The organism is Nonomuraea sp. NPDC050202 (assembly GCF_040656115.1).
Taxonomy (GTDB): domain Bacteria; phylum Actinomycetota; class Actinomycetes; order Streptosporangiales; family Streptosporangiaceae; genus Nonomuraea.
This window is the reverse complement of record NZ_JBFALF010000019.1, coordinates 1-15,151: the sequence shown is the minus strand read 5'-3', so window position 1 is coordinate 15,151 and position 15,151 is coordinate 1. Positions and strand designations below refer to the sequence as shown.

Sequence of the window (15,151 nt, the reverse complement as noted above, 5' to 3'; positions counted from 1 at the left end):
GCTGTCAGCCGTCCTGCCGCACGTTTCTCGCACGCTGGAAGTAGTCCATGACAGCGGGCAGGTCGTCGGCCTCCAGCCAGCCGATCTGGCGGCTGATCTCCGCGCTGAGCTGGGCGCCCGCCCTGCGCCACAGCGCCATGCCGGCGCCCTTGAGCTGCTCGGCCACCTCCCGGTCGCCCACCTGGAGGCCGGCCGCCATGGCCTCCCAGCGCCTGGTCACCTCCTGCACCTGCGGGTCCTCGACGGGGGTGCCGGCCAGCATGAGCCGGCGGCCCTCGCGCAGCAGGGCGAGCCACTCGGCGCGGTAGCCGGACATCCGGGCCTCGCCCAGCTCCGCCCTGCGCCGTGCCAGGTGGTCGCGCAGCTCCTGGTCGAAGTGCGACTCGTACACCGAGTGCAGCTCCAGCGCCGCCATGACCCGCTCGGGGTCGGGCATGACCGCCTGGTCGAGCAGCGCCACCAGGCCGCCGATCCGCTCTCTGAGCTGGCCGATGCGGACCGCCTGGAGGTCGAGCTCGGCGAGCTGGGCGCCGAGCAGCGCGCGCAGCGCCGTGAGGTCGTCGGACGGGCGGTCGAGGATGCGGCCGATCTCCTCCAGGGTCAGGCCGAGGCCGCGCAGCCCCCGCACGCGGTAGAGCCGCCGCAGGTCGGCCTCGGTGTAGCGGCGGTGGCCCGACGGGGTGCGCTCGCTCGCCGGGACCAGGCCGATCTCCTCGTAGTGGTAGAGCGTGCGGATGGTCACGCCGGTGGCCTTGGCCAGCTCACCGATGCTCCATCGACGCCCACCGTCGTCGTTGCCGGTCACGGGTACGACGGTAGGACCTACCGTGGCGGGAGGTTCAACTCCTCACTCTATGTGATTGAACGACTACACAGCGGGTAGGGGTGCAGAAAGCCAACATCCCCAAGCGGGGTGGTCGGCGTCCCCCGATCCCTCCGGCGTACGCCCCCCGCGGCCATGGAAAGGGAGCCCCCGTGCCCAGTAACGACCGCTGCGCGACCATGCCCGTGCACCACCAGCTCATCGCCACGTCCCCGCGCTACGCGGTGGCGCTGGCCGCCATCGAGAACGAGACGTTCGCCAGGAAGAACGCCAGGGCCGCGGCCCGGGAGGAGGTGGTGACGATCCCGGTCGTGGTCCACGTCGTCCACCACACCCCCGAGCAGAACATCGGCCAGGAGCAGATCGACAGCCAGCTCAAGGTGCTCAACGAGGACTTCAGGCGGGCCAACCCGGACGTGGACAAGGTGCCGGAGGTGTGGAAGGACCTCGTGGCCGACGCTCGGCTGGAGTTCAAGCTGGCCGACACAGACCCCGACGGCAACCCCACCTCCGGCGTCGTACGCAAGGAGACCAGCGTCGAGGCGTTCGAGCCGGACCACGGCGTCAAGTTCGGCGACCGGGGCGGATCCGACGCCTGGCCCGCCGACCGTTACCTCAACGTGTGGGTGTGCGAGCTGAAGCCCGCGCTCGGGTACGCCACCTTCCCCGGCGGGCCCGCCGAGATCGACGGGGTCGTGATCCTGCACCGCGCGTTCGGCACGACCGGCACGGCCGAGGCCCCGTACGACGGCGGCCGCACCGCCACCCACGAGATCGGGCACTGGTTCAACCTCCGGCACATCTGGGGTGACGACGGCGACGGCTGCTCGGGCACCGACTTCGTGGACGACACGCCCAACCAGGGCGGCCACAACCGCGGCACGCCCACCTTCCCCAAGCTGAGCTGCGACAACGGCCCCAACGGCGACATGTTCATGAACTACATGGACTACGTGGAGGACGCCTCCATGTACATGTTCACGAAGGGTCAGGCGGAGCGGATGGACGCGGCGCTGGCCGGGCCGCGGTCGTCGTTCCTGTCGCCGCAGGCCAGGCAGAGCACGCAGCCCGGCGCCCGCGCCTGAGCGGCGGCGAGCACCCGCGCCGGGCCCGGCTGGTGGTGCCGGAAGCGTCCCGTACGCTCCGCGCGGTCCGCCGGACGGCCGCCGCGGCCCCAGGCGTACCTTCACCGCGGCCCGCCGGACGGCCGCCACGGCCCCGTAGGCGTACGTTCCCCGCGGCCCGCCGGACGGCCGCCACGGCCCCGTAGGCGTACGTTCCCCGCGGCCCGCGTACTCCCGCAGGGCGGTATCCCGGGTACCGCCGCTACGGCGCGCGGCGTAGCGCAGCGAGCGCCGAGCGGCGGATGCCCCGATCCGGCCCGCCGCGCGACAGTGGACGCATGGACGGAGCAGGTCTGAGCATCGCGTTACTCGGGCCGCTGGAGGTGCGGCTGGACGGGAGGCCGGTCCGGCTCACCACCAGCAGGCTGCGGGCGCTGCTGGCCGTGCTGGCGGTGTCCGCGGGGGACGCGGTCAGCGTGGAGCGGCTGGCGCGGGCCCTGTGGGGAGAGAAGCTGCCGGCCAACGCGCGGCGCAGCATCCAGACGTACGTCACCCGCCTGCGCCGGGCGATCGGCCGGACGGCGATCCGCACGACCCCGGACGGTTACCTGCTGGACGTCGATCCCGGCCAGGTGGACGTGCTGCGTTTGCGCGCGCTGGTGGCCGAGGCGGGCAGGTCGCGCGGCACGGCGGCGGAGCGGGCCCTGGTGGAGGAGGCGAGCCGCCTGTGGCGCGGCCCGCCGTTCGAGGGCATCGACTCGGACTGGCTGCGCGCGGCCGTCTCACCGTCGCTGCAGGAGCTGCACCTGAGCACCGTGGAGCGGCGGATCGACCTGCGGCTGGCCGAGGGCCGCCACGGCGAGCTGGTCGCGGAGCTGATCGGCCTGGCCGCCGGGCACCCGCTGCGGGAGTCGCTGTGGGGGCGCCTGCTCGTGGTGCTGGGGGCGTGCGGGCGGCAGGCCGAGGCGCTGGCCCTGTACGAGCGGCTGCGCCGCCGCCTGGCCGACGAGCTGGGCACCGACCCCTCGGCCGAGCTGCGCCGCATCCACGCCTCCCTGCTGCGACCCGGCCCGCCGCCGGACGTGGCGGTGTTCTCCTGCGTCGTGGAGCCGTGCGCGGGGGTGTGCGTGATCTCAGGGAGAGGCGAGGGGGACCGCAGGTTCCTGGCGTTCGTGTGGAGCCCGGGGCAATGGAGCCCGGTGTAACGGCGGGCACAGGCAGGGCGGCGGGCGCCGTCCAGGATGGGTGATCGGATTCCCCTCACACAACGGAAGGTGATGTCGTGCGTCTGCTCGCTGGGTTGACGATGACCGCCGTGCTCGCCGCCGGGCTGATGGCCGCCCCGTCCGCCATGGCCGCCGAGGCCGTGAAGTTCGCCGCGGACTCGGGCGACACGTGCCGCCGCGGGGCCGCGGAGGGCACGCTCGAACGGTACGACGGGCCGGTCATCCATCCCGTCGTCAACGTGGAAGGCTTACTGTCCGACGAGGCGCTCCCGACCGTCTGCTTCCCCGACGACCTGCACTCCACGGTCACGTTCCGCGGCTACCGGGGCGCCGATCTCGTGGACTCCGAGACGTACAAGGCGGACGACGAGCAGGTCAAGTTCGCCTTCGAGCTGAGCAACGGGCTGCTGAGCATCGACCGGGTGGTCGTGCAGGTGTGCCGGTTCAGCAACTCGCCCATCGGGATCAGCTACTGCGGGACGGCGCAGGAGTACAAGATCCCCTGAGGAGCCCGGGGATCAGGGTGACGGCGTCACGATGAGGGCGCCGGGCAGCCCCTCGGGGAACACCCAGACGTGCCTGCCCGCGGCGATCATCAGCGCGGGCGGCGCGTCCAGCCCCAGCTTGATCACGCGGAGCGGGGTGCCGGCGGCCGGGGCGAGCGCGAACAGGTCGCGGCCGCCGCCCGCCAGCACCCCGTTCGCGCACACCAGGAACGGCACGGGCCCCTCCGGCGCCCGCACGAGCCGTCCCGGCTCGCCCGACCACGCCGACACCCGCAGCAGCCCGCCGGTCACGCTGATCCATAACGACCCGGCGCACACGGTCATGGCGCCGCGCTCGCGCCGCCCGAGCTCCACCTCCTTGGGGCCGCCGCGCAGCACGTCGTCGCGCTTCGACGTCCACCACAGCCGCTCGCCCTCCACGGCGCACGCGTCCAGCGCGGGCAGCTCCAGCGGCTCGCCCAGCCGGCCGGGCTCGGCCAGCCGGCGCGCCACGCCGTCGCCGACGGCCCAGATCGCCCCGCCGCCGGCGACCACCCGGCCCTCGAAGCGGGCGCCCGCGATGGGGACACCCGACGGGTCGAGCCAGTGGACGCGGCCGGGCGCGGCGCCCGCGAGCGTGCCGTCCGGGAGCGAGTCGGCCACCGGCGGCCCCGCGAACGCCCTGGGCACCAGCACGGTCTCCGCCAGCGTGCCCGGCACCGCGCCCGTGGCGGTCACCGTGCCCGGCACCGCCGCCAGGGAACGCAGCTCCGGCGCCGTGCCGCCGCCCTCCAGGGGCCGGCCTGCCGGCGTGTACACGCGTACCCCGTCGCCCGTGGCGCACCAGACGGTCGACCCGTCGGACGCGGCCGCGCGGACGGGGCGCGGCAGCTCGATCCTGGTGACCGCGACGTCCATGCGCTGAGACTAGACCCGCGCGGCACGGGCCGGACAGTCGTGATCGGGCCCCGCTCTCACGCCCCGGCCCAGGCACGGAGTAGACCGTGACGGGGTATACCGCGCGGCAAGTGCGCCATCCGGTCGTCGGCCCACGTCACCCCGGCTGCGATCATTGTGACCATGCGTGTTGTGGTGATCGGGAGCGGCATCGTGGGGGCGGGCGCGGCGTACCACCTGAGCCGCCGGGGCGCGGCGGTGACCGTGGTGGACGCCGGCTGCCAGGGCGGGGCGACGCGGGCGGGCGCGGGCATCGTGTGCCCGTGGGTGGACCATCCGGAGGACGACGACTGGTACCGCCTGACCCGCGAGGGCGCCCGCGCCTACCCGGCGCTGGTGGAGGAGCTGGGCGAGGACATCGGGTACGCCAAGGTGGGCGCCCTGCTGGTGGCCGAGGACCCGGTGGACCTGGAGCCGGTGCGCACGCTGCTGCGCCGCCGCCACGCCGCGGCGCCCGAGATGGGCGACGTGGTGGACGTGGACACGCCGACGGAGCTGTTCCCGCCGCTGTCCGACGGCCTGAGCGCGCTGCTCGTGCCGGGCGCTGCCCGGGTGGACGGCTGCTCGGTGCGCGACGCGCTGCTGCGGGCCGCCATGGCCAGGGGCGCGCAGGTGCGTACGGGCATCGCCACGCTCACCCGGGACGGCCAGGTGCTGCTGCACCAGCCGGACACCGGGGCCGGCACGCGGTGGAGCCCGGCGGTCGCGGCCACGCCCGCGGGCGAGGGCGGGCTCGGGGGCGAGGGCGGGCTCGCGGCCGAGGGCGGGCTCGCGGCCGAGGGCGGGCTCGTGGGCGAGGGCGGGCTCGCGGGCGAGCACACGTCGTGGCGGCAGGCCGCGCCGCTGAGCGCCACCCCGGCCCCCGCCGCGCCCGCGAGCCCGGAGGCGATGCGGGTGACGGGTGAGGGCGTCCCGGTCGAGGCCGACGTGGTGATCGTGGCCGCCGGCGCGTGGACCGGCGAGGTGTGCCGGCCGCTGGGGGTCGAGCTGCCGGTCTTCCCCAGGCGCGGCCAGATCCTGCACGCCACCATGGAGGGCGTGGACACCGCGTGGTGGCCGATCATCCTGCCCAGGACCGGACCGTACCTGCTGGGGTTCCCCGACTCCCGCGTGGTGGTCGGGGCGACGGTCGAGGACGTGGGGTTCTCGCCGCGGGTCACGATGGGCGGCCTGGACGAGGTGATCGAGGCGGGGTTGCGGGTGGCGCCCGGGCTGTTCAACGCGACGGTCACGGAGACCAGGGTCGGTTTGCGGCCCGTGTACGCCCCTGGGCGGGCGCTGATCGGGCCGCTGACCGACCGGGTGGTGGTGGCGACGGGGCTGAGCGCGTACGGGCTGACGGCGGGGCCGTTCACCGGCGAGATCGCCGCGGCGCTCGCTCTCGGCGAGGCGCCGCCGCTCGACATCGCGCCGTACGCGCCCGCGCACACCGGGTGACCGGCGCGCGGCCCAGGCGAATCGGACTATAGGCACCCCTGATCCTCAAGCAGGACAAGCGGCAACGTAGCATCGGATACCTCCCCACCGTGACGATGTGGGGAGGCCGCCTTGCCGTTGCTCGCACTGCTCCTGCTGCTGCTCGTGGCGGCCGCCGGCTGCGCGGCCGAGCCGTCGGCGCCGCCCCCGGCCCCGCCCAGGACCGTGCCACCGCCCAAGCCGATCGCCCCTGTCCCCGCCCCCGTCCCCGCTCCCGAGAAGGTGCGGGTCCCGCACTCGGCCTCCGGCCGCTACGCGGTCGTCCGGGGCGGCGCGCCCGCCAGGCGGGGCCGCGGACGGGTGGTGCGGTACCTCGTCGAGGTGGAGCGCGGCCTGCCGTTCGACCCGGCGCAGTTCGCCGCCGAGGTGCACCGCACGCTCAACGACGTGCGCGGCTGGGGCCGCTTCCAGCGGGTGGACCGCGGCCCGGTGCGGTTGCGGGTCGCGCTGTCCAGCCCCCGCCTGACCATCCGCCAGTGCCTCCCACTGCGCACGGGAGGCGAGCTGTCCTGCTGGAACGGCCGCCGCTCGGTCATCAACGCGCTGCGCTGGGCCGAGGGCGTCCCGCAGTACGGCGGCGACCTGGCCGCCTACCGCCGCTACCTGATCAGCCACGAGGTCGGCCACGGCCTGGGCCACCACCACCGGCGTTGCCCCGGCCCGGGACGACCGGCCCCGGTCATGGTGCAGCAGTCGAAGTCGCTGGGCCGCTGCCGGCCCAACCCGTGGCCCTTCCCCCACCGCGGCTCCGACGAGCGCTAGCAGGGCACCACCGGCCCTCAGGCGAGGCCCTGCCCCGTGCCGACCCCGCGCAGCAGCGTGTCGATCAGGCGTGCCGCCAGGGCGTCGGGCTCGCCGTCGCGGGTCTGCGCCGCCTCGTGGCACAGCGCGTAGTAGACCCGCCTGGCCCAGAGCGGGTCCACGTCGGCACGCAGCACGCCCGCCTCCCGCGCCCTGCTGAACAGCCGCTCGCAGCGGGCGTCGACCTCGGCGTGCACCCTGGCCGCCTCCGGGTCGTCCGACAACATGCGGCTCATCGCGAAGCCCCAGTCGATCTTCACCCGCAGCACGTTGACGGTGGCCTGGTAGAGCGCGACGAGCGGCGGGGCGGTCTCGGGGTGGGCGGCGTCGATGGCCTCGGCGAAGCGCTGGTTGGCCCATGCCGCCATCGCGTCCACCAGCGCCTCGCGCGAGGCGAAGCGCCGGTGCACGGTGGTCCGCGCCACCCCGGCCGCCTCGGCGATCTGCTCCATGCTGGCCGCCGGGTTCTTGCTGAGCACGCGCTCGGCGGCCTCCAGGATCGTGCGCACCGTGCGCTCGGCGTCGGACCGCAGGGCTCGCGTCGTCTCACTCACACCGGACAGGGTACGGCATCGTCACCGTTCGCCCAGAACTTGCATCATCACTGTTGCAAGTTCTAGATTGAGCGCGTCAGAACTGATGCGATTTCTGAGGAGTATTCGATCATGGACATGCGACTGACCGGCAAGACCGCCGTGGTGACCGGCGCGAGCAGGGGCATCGGCCTCGCCATCGTGCGGGCGCTGACCGCCGAGGGCGTGCGGGTCGCGGCCGCCGCGCGGACCGCTTCTCCCGAACTGAAGGAGACCGGCGCCGTCATCCTGACGGCCGACCTGTCCACCCCCGACGGGCCCGCCGGGATGATCGACCGGGCCACGGCCGAGCTGGGCGAGATCGATCTGCTGGTCAACAACGTGGGCGGCGGCGACTCGGACGTGGCCGTGGTCGGCGGGTTCCTGACCGTGAGCGACGAGGTGTGGCACCAGGTCCACGAGCTGAACCTGCTCAGCGCCGTGCGCGCCACCCGCGCCGCCCTGCCGAGCCTCCTGCGCCGCCGCGGCACAGTCATCAACATCTCCTCCAACAGCGCCCGGCTGCCGAGCGCGGGGCCGATCGCGTACACGACGGCCAAGGCCGCGCTGACCGCTTTCGGCAAGGCCCTGGCGGAGGAGTTCGGCCCGCAGGGCGTGCGGGTCAACACGGTCTCCCCCGGCGCCGTGCTCACCTCGATGTGGCAGGCCCCCGACGGGTACGGCGCCGCGCTGGCGCAGGCCCACGGCGTGGACCAGGAACAGTTCCTGGCGGGGCTGCCGTCGAACGCCGGGATGACGACCGGTAGGTTCGTCGAACCGGACGAGGTCGCCGCTCTGGTGACATGGCTGGCATCGCCGCACGCCGGAAGCGTCAGCGGCGCCGACTACGTCATCGACGGAGGGACGATCAAGACCGTCTGACCTATCGCGATATATCGTTGATGTAGGGAACACCGGGGAGTCCCGCCCGGTCGGAGCGGGACGGACGAAGATCCAGGGGAGAGTGGGCGATGGCAGGGATGCGGACGGCACGGCGGATCCTGGTGGGCGGCGCGGCCCTGGCCGCGGCCGGGTGGGCACTGCGCGAGGTGCCCGCCGAGCTGGGCGTGCGGCCGCTGACGTCGGGGCCGGACCGGGCGGCGCGGATACGGCGCTCGCCGCAGTTCAGGGACGGCTCGTTCGTGAACACGATGCCCGAGCAGACCACCCTCGTGACCGCGCCGCCGGTCGGGCTGCTCGGCGAGCTGGCCAGGGACAGGGAGCAGCGCCACCCCGCCGGCCTGGTCCCGCTGCGCGTCCCGCCCGCCGACCCGCCGCCCGCCGACGGGGTGCGCGCCATCTGGTACGGCCACGCCTCCACGCTCGTGGAGATCGAGGGCAAGCGGGTGCTGTTCGACCCGGTGTGGAGCAGGCGCCCCTCCCCCTCGCGGTTCGTCGGCCCGAAGCGGCACCACCCCGTGCCCGTGGAGCTGGGCGAGCTGCCCCAGGTGGACGCGATCGCGATCTCGCACGACCACTACGACCACCTCGACATGGCCACGGTGCGCTCGCTGACCCGCACGCAGAAGGCGCCGTTCCTGGTGCCGCTGGGCATCGGGGCGCACCTGGAGCGGTGGGGCGTGCCCGCGTACCGGATCATCGAGCTGGACTGGGACGAGGAGGCCCAGGTCGCCGGCCTGCGCTTCGTCGCGACCGCCGCCCGCCACTTCTCCGGCCGGTCCCTGACCCGCAACGACACGCTGTGGGGCTCCTGGGTCGTCGCCGGGCAGGCCAGGCGGGTCTTCTACGCGGGCGACTCCGGCTACTTCGAGGGATACCGCGGCATCGGGTCGGCCCACGGGCCCTTCGACCTGACGCTGATGCCGATCGGCGCCTACAGCCCGGCCTGGCCGGACATCCACATGAACCCGGAAGAGGCCGTCAACGCCCACCTCGACCTGGGCGGGAAGCTGCTGCTGCCGGTGCACTGGGCCACGTTCACCCTCGCGCTGCACCCGTGGGCCGAGCCGGTGGAGCGGCTGTGGCGGGAGGCCAAGGCCCGCGACGTGAAGATCGCCGTGCCGCGGCCCGGCGAGGCCGTGGACGCCTCGGCCGCCCCGGCCGTGGAGGGCTGGTGGGAGATGCTGCACTGACCGTCCCGGGACGTACAGTTCTGCCGTGAGCAACCTGGAGATTGACCCGCGGGAGATCCGCTGCGGCGCCGACGAGGGCGCCGGCCGCGAAGTGCTGGAGGGGCGCGAGGTGCCGCTGGGCGGGCCGCGCGCGATGGCCGTGAGCCGGACGCTGCCGGGCGTGCACCGGCGCATGATCGGCGCCTGGTGCTTCGTGGACGCCTACGGGCCGCAGCGGGCCACCATGCGGGTGCCGCCGCATCCGCACACCGGGCTGCAGACGGTGAGCTGGCTGGTCGCGGGCGAGGTGCTGCACCGCGACAGCCTGGGCACGCTGCAGGAGATCCGCCCCGGCCAGCTCAACCTGATGACCGCCGGGCGGGGCATCTCCCACTCGGAGGAGTCGCCCGAGACGGTGCTGCACGGGGTGCAGCTCTGGGTGGCGCTGCCGGGCGCGGCGCGGCACGTGGAGCCCGGCTTCGAGCACCACCCCGCGCTGCCGGTGCTGTCCGGGCCCGGCTACGCGGCGACCGTCGTCATGGGGACGCTCGGCGGGGTGACCTCGCCCGCCACCGCCTACACCCCGCTGGTCGGGGCCGAGGTCGCGGTGGACGGGGACTGCGAGGTGCCGGTGGACCCGGCGTTCGAGCACGGGCTGCTGCTGCTCGACGGCGAGGTCGCGGAGGTCGGGCGGGGGCCGCTGGTGTACCTGCCGCCGGGGCGGTCCGCGGTGCGGCTGTCGGGGCGCGGGCGGGTGCTGCTGATCGGCGGGGAGCCGTTCGGCGAGGAGATCGTCATGTGGTGGAACTTCGTCGGGCGCTCCCACGACGAGATCGCCGCCTTTCGCAAGGAGTGGATGGAGGGCGAGGGGTTCGGCGCCGTCGAGGGGTTCGACGGCGCGCCGCTCCCCGCGCCCGTCCTGCCCGGCACCCGCCTCAAGCCACGGGGCCGGGTCCGCTGATCCGGCTCTCCCGCGCCCGCCATGGTGCGGTGGGAGCGGGGCGGGCGCGGGCGCACGCGCGGGTCACGTGAGCCGCTGGGCCTTGCTCAGCAGCCGCTGCGCCACCACCACGAGCGCCAGGAACGCCCCGCTGACCACCTGCTGGAACGCCGAGGTGAGGCTGCCCACCTGGTTGATCAGGCTCTGGATGACGCCGAGCAGCAGCACCCCGGCCACCGATCCGGTGATGCCGCCGGCCCCGCCGGTGAGCAGGGTGCCGCCGATCACGACGGCGGCGATGGCGTCGAGCTCCAGCCCGATGCCGAGGATGGTCACGCCGGAGGAGAGCCGGGCTGCGTTGAGCGCGCCCGCCAGGCCCGCCAGCAGGCCCGACATGACGTACACGAGCACCTTGGTGCGCGCGACGGGCACGCCCATCAGGGCCGCGGCCTGCTCGTTGCCGCCGATGGCGTAGACGTTCTGGCCGAAGCCGGTGCGTTGCAGGAGGACCATCGCGACCAGCGCCAGGGCGATCGTGACGTACACGGGGTAGGACAGGCCGAGGAGCTCGCCCTGGCCAAGAGCGGCGAATGCCTGATCTTTCACGAGATGGGTGGTGGCGCCTTCGTCCGAGATGGCGAGCATCAGCCCCCGGACGCCCAGGAGCCCCGCCAGGGTGACGATGAACGGCGCCATGCCCGTCCGCGCGATCACCAGGCCCTGGAGCAGGCCGACGACACCGCAGACCGCCAGGGGCAGCAGCAGCGCCACCAGCATGCCGTACTGGGAGCCGTAGGCCGCCAGCACCCCGCCGAGCACGAACAGCGACCCCACGGACAGGTCGATGCCGCCGCTGATGATCACGAACGTCATCCCGATCGCGATGATCGCCAGGAACGACGAGGACACGACCACGCTGGCCGCGTTCGCCGGGGTGGCGAAGGAGTCGAAGGCCAGGCTGCCCACGATCACCAGCAGCCCCAGCACCATGACGGCGCCGTGCTGCTGGAGCAGCCGGCTGGTCTGCTCCCGGTTCATCGGGTTCCCCGCTTCCTGGTGGCGTAGACGGCGGCCAGGATGATGACCGCCTGGACCATCTGGGTCCACGACTGCGGGAGGTTGTGCTTGATCAGCGTGGCCGCGAGGAGCTGCATGAGCAGCGCGCCCATGACCGTGCTGAGCACCCTGATCCGGCCGCCCGTCAGCGGGGTGCCGCCGACCACCACGGCGGTGATCGCCGACAGCTCGATGAACAGGCCGAGCGAGGTCGGGTCGCTGGCCTGCAGGCGGGCCGTGGCGAGCACCCCGGCCAGGGCCGCGAGCAGGCCGGAGATCACGTACACGGTGAGCAGCACCCGCTTGACCGGCAGGCCGGACAGCTCGCTGGCCGGCCGGTTGCCGCCGATGGCGACGACCTGCCGCCCGAACGTGGTGCGGCGCACCACGAACAGCACGATCACGGTCAGCGCCGCCGCGATGAGCACGATGACCGGGATGCCGGCGACCGAGCTGCTGCCCAGCGCGATCAGGCCGGGGTTGCGGAACTCGACGAGCTGCGGCACCAGCACGTTCGCCAGGCCGCGCACGCCGACCAGCAGCGCGAGTGTCGCCACGATGGGCTGCACCCCGACGTACGCCACCAGCGCCCCGCCCGCGGCCCCCACGACCGCGCCGCCGATCACGGCCACGACGAGCGCGGGCAGCCAGCCGTAGCCGAGGTAGAGCACGGTCAGCGCGGCGGCCAGCGCCATCACCGAGCCGACCGACAGGTCGATGCCCTGGGTGCCGATCACCAGCGCCATGCCCAGCGAGACGATCACGATGGGGGTGACCTGGACGAGCTGGGTGCGGAAGTTGGCGGCGTCCAGGAAGTGCGGGGTGAACAGCACGTTGAACAGCAGCAGCGCCAGCACGGCCGCGTACACGCCGTAGTCCTGCACCCAGGCGTACACCTGCGCTCTGCGCACGGCGGCCCGGCCCGCCTGCCTGGATGTCAGCTCAGCCATCGGACTGCTCCGTGCCCGTCTGCTCGGCGATCGTGGCCATGATCCTCTCTTCGGTCACCTCGTCACCCGACAGCTCGCCCACGACCGCGCCCTCGCGCAGCACGAGGATCCTGTCGGCGCCCTCGACCAGCTCCTCCAGGTCGGAGGAGATCAGCAGCACGCCCAGGCCCTCCTCGGCCAGCTCGTCGATCAGCGCCTGCACCTCGGCCTTGGCGCCGACGTCGATGCCCCGGGTGGGCTCGTCCAGCAGCAGCACCTTGGGCCGCACGGCCAGCCAGCGGGCCAGCAGCACCTTCTGCTGGTTGCCGCCGGACAGCTCGGAGACGAGCTGGTGCGGCGAGGCGGCCTTGATCCTCAGCCTCCGCATGAAGATCTCGACCACCCGGTCGATCTTCGCCTCGGACACCACTCCGGCCCTGCCGAGGGCGGGCAGGGCGGCCAGGGCGATGTTCTCGCGGACGGACAGGGTGGGGATGATGCCCTCGGCCTTGCGGTCCTCGGGCAGCAGGCTGACGCCGGCCCTGATCGCCGCCGCGGTGGAGCCGCCGCGCAGGGGCGCGCCGGCCACGAGCACCTGGCCGCCGTCCAGCGGCAGCGCGCCGACGATGGCCTTGGCGGTCTCGGTACGCCCGGCGCCCAGCAGGCCGCCCAGCCCGACGACCTCGCCCGGCCTGACGCTCACGTCCACGCCGTCGAGCACGTGCCGCCGGGTCAGGCCGCGCGCCTCGACGACCGGGGTCTGCCCGTTCCGGTGCGGCTGCGCCGCCTGGTCGCGGGAGAAGCTGGTCAGGCCCTGGGAGCGGACCTCGTTCAGGTCGCGGCCGAGCATGAGCGAGATGAGCTCGATCCGCTCCAGCCCGGCCAGCGGCCCGGTGTGGGCCAGGCGGCCGTCCCGCAGCACCGTCACCTGGTCGCACACCTGGTAGAGCTCGTCGAGGCGGTGGCTGACGTACATGACGGCGATGCCGCTGTCACGCAGCTTCCTGATCACCCCGAACAGCGTCTCGACCTCGCGCGGCTCCAGCGACGAGGTGGGCTCGTCCATGATGACCACCCGGGCGTCCACGGACACGGCGCGCGCCAGGGCGACCATCTGCTGCGCGCCGACGCCGAGCGTGCGCAGCGGGCGGCGGACGTCGGTCTCGACGCCGTAGCCGGACAGCACGCGCTCGGCCTCGCCGTACATGGCGGCGGCGTCGATCACCCCGAACCTGCCGCGCGGCTCGCGGCCGAGCAGCAGGTTGCGGGCCACCGACATCATGGGGACGAGGTTGACCTCCTGGTAGATCGTCTGGATGCCGGCGCGCTGCGCCTCCATGGGGGTGGCGAAGGCGGCGGGGCCGCCGCGGTAGCGCAGCTCGCCGCCGTCCGGCTGGTAGACGCCGGTGAAGACCTTGATCAGGGTGGACTTGCCCGCGCCGTTCTCGCCGACCAGCGCGTGCGCCTCGCCCGGGCGCAGGGCGAGGGACACGCCGTCGAGGGCGAGCACGCCGGGGAAGCGTTTGCTGATCCCCTTGGCCTCGAGTACCGCTTCCAACTCAGTACGCCTCACCGAGGGAGTCCTTGGCGTTCTCCGTGGTGTAGTCCCGGTCGGAGATGATCACCTTGTCGGGGATGGCCTCGCCGTTCAGGAACTTCTGGGCGGTCTCGAAGGCGAGCGGGCCGAAGCGCGGGTTCGACTCGATGACCGCGTACAGCCAGCCGTCGGCGATGCCCTGGACGGCGCTGCGGGTGCCGTCGACCGACACGATCTTGATGTCGCCCGGCTCCTTGCCGGCGCCCTTCAGCGCGGTGACCGCGCCCAGCGCCATCTCGTCGTTCTCGGCGTAGATGCCGTTGATGTCGGGGTTGGACTGGATGAGCTGCTCGGTGACCTGCTGGCCCTTCTCGCGGGCGAACTCGCCGGTCTGCTCGAAGGAGATCGTGATGCCGGGGGCCTTCTCCTTGACGCGGTCCTTGAAGCCGTTCGTGCGCTCGGTGGTGACGTTGTTGCCCGGCGCGCCGAGCAGGATGGCCACCTTGCCCTGGCCGTTCAGAGCCTCGATCATCCGGTCGGCGGCGCGCTTGCCCTGCTCGTAGAAGTCGGAGCCGATGAACGTCAGGTAGTCGCTGCACGCCTTGGCGTTGATCTTGCGGTCGACCGTGATGATGGGGATCTTCTTGGCGGCGGCCTGCTGGAGCACCGGCTCCCAGCCGTCGGAGTTGAGCGGCGCGATGACCAGGAGCTGCACGCCCTGGGCGATGAGCTGCTGCACGTCGGTGATCTGCTTGGAGAACTGCGACTGGGCGTTGGTGACCTTGAGGTCGGTGATGCCGAGCTTGGCGGCCTCGTCCTTGATCGACTTGGTCTCGGCGATCCGGAACGGGTTGGCCTCCTTCTCCGACTGCGAGAAGCCGACGGTGGCGGTCTTGAGGTCGAACTTCGTGCCGCCGAACTGCTGCAGCGTGCACGTCGGGCCGGCCGTGCCGGCCGGGCTCTGGACGACCTGCTGCCCGGCGGTGCTGCCGGCGGCGGGCGCGGCCTGCGGCTCCTCCGCCTTGGCACAGGCCGCCGCGGTGAGGAGGACGGCCAGCGCCAGGGCGGCCGTCCGGATGTGGGGGGTCATCGCGGTTCCTTTCCTATCAGGTGCCGCGCCCGGGGCCCCAGGCCCCCGGCGCGGCGGGGGGTCCGCGGCAGGTGGGGTTTATCGCCCCCCACAGAGAAAGGAAGAGCGGACTGTAGGGGAAAA

15 protein-coding genes are annotated in these 15,151 nt (G+C 73.5%); 8 read left to right on the top strand and 7 right to left on the bottom strand.

Annotated elements, in window-relative coordinates; genetic code table 11:
• Positions 1 to 4 precede the first annotated feature (4 nt).
• Positions 5 to 805: a MerR family transcriptional regulator gene (locus AB0I79_RS37600; protein WP_357884029.1), complete on the bottom strand. Its 801-nt coding sequence runs from the start codon at positions 803 to 805 to the stop codon at positions 5 to 7.
• 170 nt (positions 806 to 975) lie between these two features.
• Here AB0I79_RS37600 and AB0I79_RS37595 point away from each other — a divergent pair, with 170 nt between their 5' ends.
• The 3 genes from AB0I79_RS37595 to AB0I79_RS37585 all read left to right on the top strand — a co-directional run bounded on the left by AB0I79_RS37595 (position 976) and on the right by AB0I79_RS37585 (position 3,619).
• Positions 976 to 1,908, top strand: coding sequence for a zinc metalloprotease (locus AB0I79_RS37595; RefSeq protein ID WP_357884027.1), 933 nt, complete (start codon positions 976 to 978; stop codon positions 1,906 to 1,908).
• Between the two features lie 317 nt (positions 1,909 to 2,225).
• Positions 2,226 to 3,092 (top strand): AfsR/SARP family transcriptional regulator, encoded by an 867-nt coding sequence (locus AB0I79_RS37590; protein WP_357884025.1) that lies wholly within the window; start codon positions 2,226 to 2,228, stop codon positions 3,090 to 3,092.
• 77 nt (positions 3,093 to 3,169) lie between these two features.
• On the top strand, positions 3,170 to 3,619 hold the full coding sequence (locus tag AB0I79_RS37585) for a hypothetical protein (RefSeq protein WP_357884023.1): 450 nt from the start codon (positions 3,170 to 3,172) through the stop codon (positions 3,617 to 3,619).
• A gap of 12 nt (positions 3,620 to 3,631) precedes the next feature.
• On the opposite strand, the gene AB0I79_RS37580 is transcribed toward AB0I79_RS37585, so the two are convergent.
• Complete coding sequence (locus tag AB0I79_RS37580; RefSeq protein ID WP_357884021.1) at positions 3,632 to 4,516, bottom strand: hypothetical protein; 885 nt, start codon at positions 4,514 to 4,516, stop codon at positions 3,632 to 3,634.
• 162 nt (positions 4,517 to 4,678) lie between these two features.
• Between AB0I79_RS37580 and AB0I79_RS37575 the strand changes: the two genes are divergently transcribed.
• The gene (locus AB0I79_RS37575; RefSeq protein WP_357884019.1) at positions 4,679 to 5,992 is read left to right on the top strand and encodes an FAD-dependent oxidoreductase; all 1,314 of its coding nucleotides are present in this window, start codon (positions 4,679 to 4,681) and stop codon (positions 5,990 to 5,992) included.
• 111 nt (positions 5,993 to 6,103) lie between these two features.
• Complete coding sequence (locus AB0I79_RS37570) at positions 6,104 to 6,793, top strand: DUF3152 domain-containing protein (protein ID WP_357884017.1); 690 nt, start codon at positions 6,104 to 6,106, stop codon at positions 6,791 to 6,793.
• A 17-nt stretch (positions 6,794 to 6,810) separates the two neighbouring features.
• Here the strand turns inward: AB0I79_RS37570 and AB0I79_RS37565 are convergent, their stop codons facing one another.
• Positions 6,811 to 7,386 carry a helix-turn-helix domain-containing protein gene (locus AB0I79_RS37565; RefSeq protein ID WP_357884015.1) on the bottom strand — a complete coding sequence of 192 codons (576 nt, stop codon included), beginning with the start codon at positions 7,384 to 7,386 and terminating at the stop codon, positions 6,811 to 6,813.
• A gap of 111 nt (positions 7,387 to 7,497) precedes the next feature.
• On the opposite strand from AB0I79_RS37565, the gene AB0I79_RS37560 reads away from it, so the two are divergent.
• The 3 genes from AB0I79_RS37560 (at position 7,498) to AB0I79_RS37550 (ending at position 10,437) form a co-directional block, all read left to right on the top strand.
• Positions 7,498 to 8,286, top strand: coding sequence for an oxidoreductase (locus AB0I79_RS37560; protein ID WP_357884013.1), 789 nt, complete (start codon positions 7,498 to 7,500; stop codon positions 8,284 to 8,286).
• An 89-nt stretch (positions 8,287 to 8,375) separates the two neighbouring features.
• The gene (locus tag AB0I79_RS37555; RefSeq protein WP_357884011.1) at positions 8,376 to 9,497 is read left to right on the top strand and encodes an MBL fold metallo-hydrolase; all 1,122 of its coding nucleotides are present in this window, start codon (positions 8,376 to 8,378) and stop codon (positions 9,495 to 9,497) included.
• A gap of 25 nt (positions 9,498 to 9,522) precedes the next feature.
• Positions 9,523 to 10,437: a pirin family protein gene (locus tag AB0I79_RS37550; RefSeq protein ID WP_357884009.1), complete on the top strand. Its 915-nt coding sequence runs from the start codon at positions 9,523 to 9,525 to the stop codon at positions 10,435 to 10,437.
• A 63-nt stretch (positions 10,438 to 10,500) separates the two neighbouring features.
• Here the strand turns inward: AB0I79_RS37550 and AB0I79_RS37545 are convergent, their stop codons facing one another.
• Genes AB0I79_RS37545 through AB0I79_RS37530 form a run of 4 tightly spaced genes read right to left on the bottom strand, consistent with a single transcriptional unit; the run spans position 10,501 to position 15,028 of the window.
• Positions 10,501 to 11,454 carry an ABC transporter permease gene (locus AB0I79_RS37545; protein WP_357884007.1) on the bottom strand — a complete coding sequence of 318 codons (954 nt, stop codon included), beginning with the start codon at positions 11,452 to 11,454 and terminating at the stop codon, positions 10,501 to 10,503.
• Positions 11,451 to 12,422 (bottom strand): ABC transporter permease, encoded by a 972-nt coding sequence (locus AB0I79_RS37540; RefSeq protein WP_357884005.1) that lies wholly within the window; start codon positions 12,420 to 12,422, stop codon positions 11,451 to 11,453. The genes AB0I79_RS37545 and AB0I79_RS37540 overlap by 4 nt, the downstream gene beginning before the upstream one ends.
• Positions 12,415 to 13,959 (bottom strand): sugar ABC transporter ATP-binding protein, encoded by a 1,545-nt coding sequence (locus tag AB0I79_RS37535; RefSeq protein ID WP_357884003.1) that lies wholly within the window; start codon positions 13,957 to 13,959, stop codon positions 12,415 to 12,417. The genes AB0I79_RS37540 and AB0I79_RS37535 overlap by 8 nt, the downstream gene beginning before the upstream one ends.
• A gap of 1 nt (position 13,960) precedes the next feature.
• Complete coding sequence (locus AB0I79_RS37530; protein ID WP_357884001.1) at positions 13,961 to 15,028, bottom strand: ABC transporter substrate-binding protein; 1,068 nt, start codon at positions 15,026 to 15,028, stop codon at positions 13,961 to 13,963.
• Positions 15,029 to 15,151: the final 123 nt, after the last annotated feature.

Coding starts and splice junctions, on each gene's coding strand:
- AB0I79_RS37590 (WP_357884025.1), top strand. CDS start 2,226: ATGGACGGAGCAGGTCTGAGCATCGCGTTACTCGGGCCGCTGGAGGTG.
- AB0I79_RS37580 (WP_357884021.1), bottom strand. CDS start 4,516: ATGGACGTCGCGGTCACCAGGATCGAGCTGCCGCGCCCCGTCCGCGCG.
- AB0I79_RS37575 (WP_357884019.1), top strand. CDS start 4,679: ATGCGTGTTGTGGTGATCGGGAGCGGCATCGTGGGGGCGGGCGCGGCG.
- AB0I79_RS37560 (WP_357884013.1), top strand. CDS start 7,498: ATGGACATGCGACTGACCGGCAAGACCGCCGTGGTGACCGGCGCGAGC.
- AB0I79_RS37555 (WP_357884011.1), top strand. CDS start 8,376: ATGGCAGGGATGCGGACGGCACGGCGGATCCTGGTGGGCGGCGCGGCC.
- AB0I79_RS37545 (WP_357884007.1), bottom strand. CDS start 11,454: ATGAACCGGGAGCAGACCAGCCGGCTGCTCCAGCAGCACGGCGCCGTC.
- AB0I79_RS37540 (WP_357884005.1), bottom strand. CDS start 12,422: ATGGCTGAGCTGACATCCAGGCAGGCGGGCCGGGCCGCCGTGCGCAGA.
- AB0I79_RS37530 (WP_357884001.1), bottom strand. CDS start 15,028: ATGACCCCCCACATCCGGACGGCCGCCCTGGCGCTGGCCGTCCTCCTC.